Here is a 4,823-nt window from a genome sequence, read left to right as displayed (position 1 = left end):
CGACGGCCGAGCCGTCGCGCAGGGCCGTCTCGGTCGCGTCACCGGCCAGGACGGCGGGCAGCAGGGCCAGAGACCGCGGTGCCCCGTCGTGGTCGACCAGGGCGAACCTGCCGGGGTTCTCCGCCTTGGCGGCGCGGAGCAGGCCCCAGACGGCCGCCTGGTCGGGGTCGGTCCGGGCCGCGTCCTCGGGCCGGGTGGTGACCGCGTGCCGGGTCATGAGCACCAGCCGGGTGCCGGTGAAGGACTCCTCAGCAAGCCAGCGCGTGACCAGTTCCAGGGCGTGGTGGGCGGCGCGCCGGGTGGCGCCGGGCAGGTCGGTGTCGTGACCGGTCTCCGGTACGCAGGCCACGACGGTGTCCGGCATCGCCGTGTCCGCCGCCCACTTCAGCAGGCCCGCCGGGTCGGCGTGGCGGACGACGTCCGCGGTGCGCTCCAGTTCCTGCGGCACGGAGACGTCACCGACGAGGTGGAGTACGGCACCGGCGGGCGCCGGGTGCGGGGCCGCGGATACCCAGCGGGTCCGGTACAGGGAGCCGGCACCGGCCGCCGGGGCGAGGGCGCTGGTGTCCACCGGGCGCAGGGTGAGAGCGCCGATGCCCGCGACATCCCCTCCCGTGGCGTCGCACAGGCGCACCGCGTAGCGGTGGTCGCCGCTGGGTGTGAGCCGTACCCGCAGCGCCGTCAGGCCGGTGGCGCCGACGGTGACGTCGGTGAAGGCGAACGGCACCACGGCCGCCTGGTCGTCGCCTGAGCCGGCGGCGAGGGCCACGGTGTGCAGGGCCGCGTCCAGCAGGGCGGGGTGGACGGTGAACCGGTCCGTGCCCTGGAGGTGTTCCCCTTCCTCCGGCGCGATCTCGGCGTACACGCTGTCGCCGTCGCGCCAGGCGGCGCGCACGTTCCGGAACGCGGGGCCGTAGGCGAACCCGTTGGCGGCCATGCCGGCGTACAGGCCGGACACGTCCACCGGTTCGGCCCCGGCCGGTGGCCAGGAGGTGAGGCCCGCTTCGGTGTCCGCCGGGGCGGCGGTGCTGCTGAGAGTGCCCTCGGCGTGCCGGGTCCAGGTGCGGTCGCCGGCGGCGGGGCGGGAGTGCACGGTGAGCGTGCGGTCGCCGTCGGGGCCGGGTTCACCGACCGCGGCCTGGAGCTGGACGGTGCCCGCCTCGGGCAGGACCAGCGGTTCCAGCAGGGTGAGGTCGGCGATCCTGGCCGCACCGCTGTGGGCGGCGGCCTCCATGGCCAGGTCGAGGAACGCGGTGCCGGGGAACAGGATGCGCCCGTCCAGCGCGTGGTCGGCGAGCCAGGGCCGGCTCTCCACCGACACCGTGCCGGTCAGCAGCGTGCCGTCGCCGCCGGCCAGCGGTACTGCGGTGGTGAGCAGCGGGTGCCGCACCGTATCCAGGCCGGCGGGCGCCGCGTCGTCCCCGGACGCCTCCAGCCAGAAGCGGCGGCGCTGGAAGGCGTAGGTCGGCAGTTCGGTGCGGCGTGCGCCGGTCGGTGCGAAGAACGCCCTCCAGTCGACGGCGTGGCCGCGCACGTGCAGCGAGGTGAGGGCGGAGGTCAGCGACTCCGTCTCCTCGGTGTCGCGGCGCAGCGTCGGCAGCAGCGTGGCGTCGCCCGTCACGCAGTCGCCGGCGAGCGCGGTGAGCACGCCGCCCGGTCCGATCTCCAGGTAGGTGGTGACGCCCTGCTCCTCCAGGGTGCGCACGCCGGTCTCGAAGCGGACGGCGCCCCGGACCTGGCGGACCCAGTACCCGGCGTCGAACGGTTCCTCGGCGGTGACGGGCGCACCGGTGACGGTGGACACCACCGGCACCCGCGGAGCGGCGTGCGCCAGCCCGGCGGTGTGCTCGGCGAACGCGTCGAGCATGGGGTCCATGCGGTGCGAGTGGAAGGCGTGGGAGACGGTGAGCCTGCGGGTCCTGCGCCCCTGCGCGGCGAGCTGCTCGGCCACGGCGGTGACGGCGTCGGCGTCGCCGGAGAGCACGGTGGCGAGCGGTCCGTTGAGCGCCGCCACGGCCACCCGTCCGTCGTACGGCGCGAGCAGCGGCTGCACCTCGTCCTCGGACGCCTGGACGGAGACCATGGCACCGCCTTCGGGCAGTTCGCCCATGAGCCGCCCGCGTACGGCGACCAGTCGGCAGGCGTCGTCGAGGGACAGCACGCCGGCGACGTGGGCGGCGGCGATCTCGCCGACCGAGTGGCCGAGCAGCACGTCGGGCCGGACGCCGAGGCTCTCCAGCAGCCGATACAGGGCGACCTGTACGGCGAACAGTGCGGCCTGGGTGTACTCGGTGCGGTCCAGCAGTGCCGCCTCGGGGGTGTCCGGCGCGGCGAACAGCACGTCGCGCAGGGGCTCACCGAGGTGGGCGTCGAGGTGGGCGCAGACCTCGTCGAGGGCGTCGGCGAACGGCTCGTGGGCCTCGTACAGGGCGCGGCCGGTGGCGGCGCGCTGGGCGCCCTGCCCGGAGAACAGGAAGGCCACCTTCCCGCCCCGGGCCCGGTCCACCGAGAGGCGCGCATGCTCGTGCCCGTCGGCGAGAGCGGTCAGGGCCTCGGTGAGGCCGGCGGTGTCCGCGCTGACGACAGCTGCCCGGTCCTCCAGGTGGGCGCGGCTCACGGCGAGCGAGAACGCCAGGTCGGCCGGAGCGGTGGCCGGCTGCTCGGTGATCCGCTCCAGCAGGCGGCGGGCCTGGGCCCGGAGGGCGGCGGTGCCGCGGGCGGACAGCAGCCACGGCATCGGCCGCGCCTGCCCGTCGACGCCCACCGCCACGGACGCCTCCTGCGGTGTGGAGGCCGCCTCCTGCTGCCCGGTCGGCTGGGCTTCCTCCAGGATGACGTGGGCGTTGGTCCCGCTCACGCCGAAGGAGGACACCCCGGCACGGCGCGGGGCGTCGGCGGCGCCCCAGGGGCGCTGCTCGTTCAGCAGCCGCAGGGTGCCGGGCGACCAGTCGATGTGCGGGGAGGGGTCCTCGGCGTGCAGGGTGCGCGGCAGCACGCCGTGCCGCATCGCCATCACCATCTTGATGACACCCGCGACCCCGGACGCGGCCTGGGTGTGGCCGATGTTGGACTTCAGCGCGCCGAGCCACAGCGGCCGGTCGGCGGGCCGGTCCTGGCCGTAGGTGGCGAGCAGCGCCTGCGCCTCGATCGGGTCGCCGAGCGTGGTGCCGGTGCCGTGCGCCTCGACGGCGTCGATGTCGGCGGCGGACAGGCCCGCCTTGGCGAGGGCCTTCTCGATGACCCGCTGCTGGGCGGGCCCGTTGGGCGCGGTGAGGCCGTTGGAGGCGCCGTCGGAGTTGACGGCGGAGCCGCGGACCACGGCGAGGACACGGTGCCCGTTGCGGAGCGCGTCGGACAGGCGCTCGACGAGCAGTAGGCCGACCCCCTCGGACCAGCCGGTGCCGTCGGCGTCGTCGGAGAAGGCCTTGCAGCGGCCGTCGGGGGCCAGCCCGCGCTGCCGGCTGAACTCGAACAGCAGGCCGGGCGTGGCCATCACCGCGGCACCGCCGGCCATGGCGAGGTCACACTCCCCGGCGCGCAGCGCCTGGACGGCCCAGTGCAGGGTCACCAGGGAGGACGAGCAGGCGGTGTCGACGGTGACGGTGGGCCCTTCCAGGCCCAGGACGTAGGAGATGCGGCCGGAGGCGACCGAGGTGGCGTTGCCGGCCAGCATCAGGCCGTGCACGTCCTCGGGGACCTCGACCGGCCCCTGCCCGTAGCCGGAGGTGGCGGCGCCGACGAACACGCCGGTGTTGCTGCCGCGGAGGCCGGCGGGCGGTATCCCGGCGCGCTCCAGCAGCTCCCAGGACGCCTCCAGCAGCAGGCGCTGCTGGGGGTCGGTGGCGAGCGCCTCCCGGGGGCTCATGCCGAAGAAGCCGGCGTCGAAGGCGGCGGCGTCGCCCAGGAAGCCGCCCTCACGGGCCGAGAAGGTGCCGGCCTTGTCCGGGTCGGGGTCGTAGCGGTCCTCGATGTCCCAGCCCCGGTCCTCCGGCAGCGGACCGATGGCGTCGCCGCCCTCGTCCACCAGCCGCCACAGGTCCTCGGGCGAGCGGACGCCGCCGGGGAAGCGGCAGCTCATGGCGACGATGGCGACGGGCTCGCGGCTGCGGTCCTCCACCTCGCGGAGCCGCTTGCGGGTCTGCCGCAGTTCGCCCGTGACCCGCTTGAGGTATTCCACGTACTTGTCGTCGTCAGCCACGTGTGTCACTTCCTTGAACCGGGCGGGGCCGGGGCGTCGGGTGCGTACGGGAGGCGGCTGCGGTGCTCATGCGCCGCCCAGCTCCCGGTCGATCAGGTCGAAGAGGTCACCGGCGGAATCCACACCGTCCAGTTCCGCGTCCTCGGTCGGGGCGGGTGTGCTCTCGGAGACGGGGGTGCCCTGCCAGCCGGACAGCAGGGCGCGCAGGCGGGCGGCGACCCGGTCGCGGTCCTCACCGTCCACGTCCGCGTCGTGCAGGGCGCTCTCCAGCCGGTCCAGTTCACCCAGGAGCGCCTGGGCGGTGCCGGGCGGCTCGGGCAGGTCGAGGCCGGCCAGCAGGTGCCGGGCCTGGGCCCCAGGGGTCGGGTGGTCGAACACCAGGGTGACCGGCAGGCGCAGCCCGGTGGCCGTGTTGAGCCGGTTGCGGAGTTCCACCGCGGTGAGAGAGTCGAAGCCCAGTTCCTTGAACGTGCGGTCGGGTTCCACCTCCGCGGCGGAGTCGTGGCCGAGTACGGCCGCGGCCTGCTCGGCGACGACGTCCAGCACCAGTTGCTCGCGGTCGGCGGCGGACAGCGGCGCGAGCCGTTCGGCGAGGCCCAGCGGGGCTTCGGGCGCCGCGGCGGGT

Annotated in this window: 2 protein-coding genes; both read right to left on the bottom strand. The window is 75.5% G+C overall.

The window, feature by feature from the left end:
- A partial coding sequence (locus ACYVE9_RS15910; RefSeq protein WP_461028510.1) for a type I polyketide synthase occupies nt 1-4,198 on the bottom strand: 4,198 nt, incomplete at its 3' end.
- Between the two features lie 66 nt (nt 4,199-4,264).
- Nucleotides 4,265-4,823: acyl carrier protein (locus tag ACYVE9_RS15905; RefSeq protein WP_461028509.1), on the bottom strand; the 559-nt coding region annotated here is incomplete at its 5' end.

It is taken from the genome of Streptomyces sparsus (assembly GCF_054776295.1).
The sequence above is the reverse complement of the archived record's forward strand: the minus strand, read 5'-3'. Positions and strand labels throughout refer to the sequence as shown.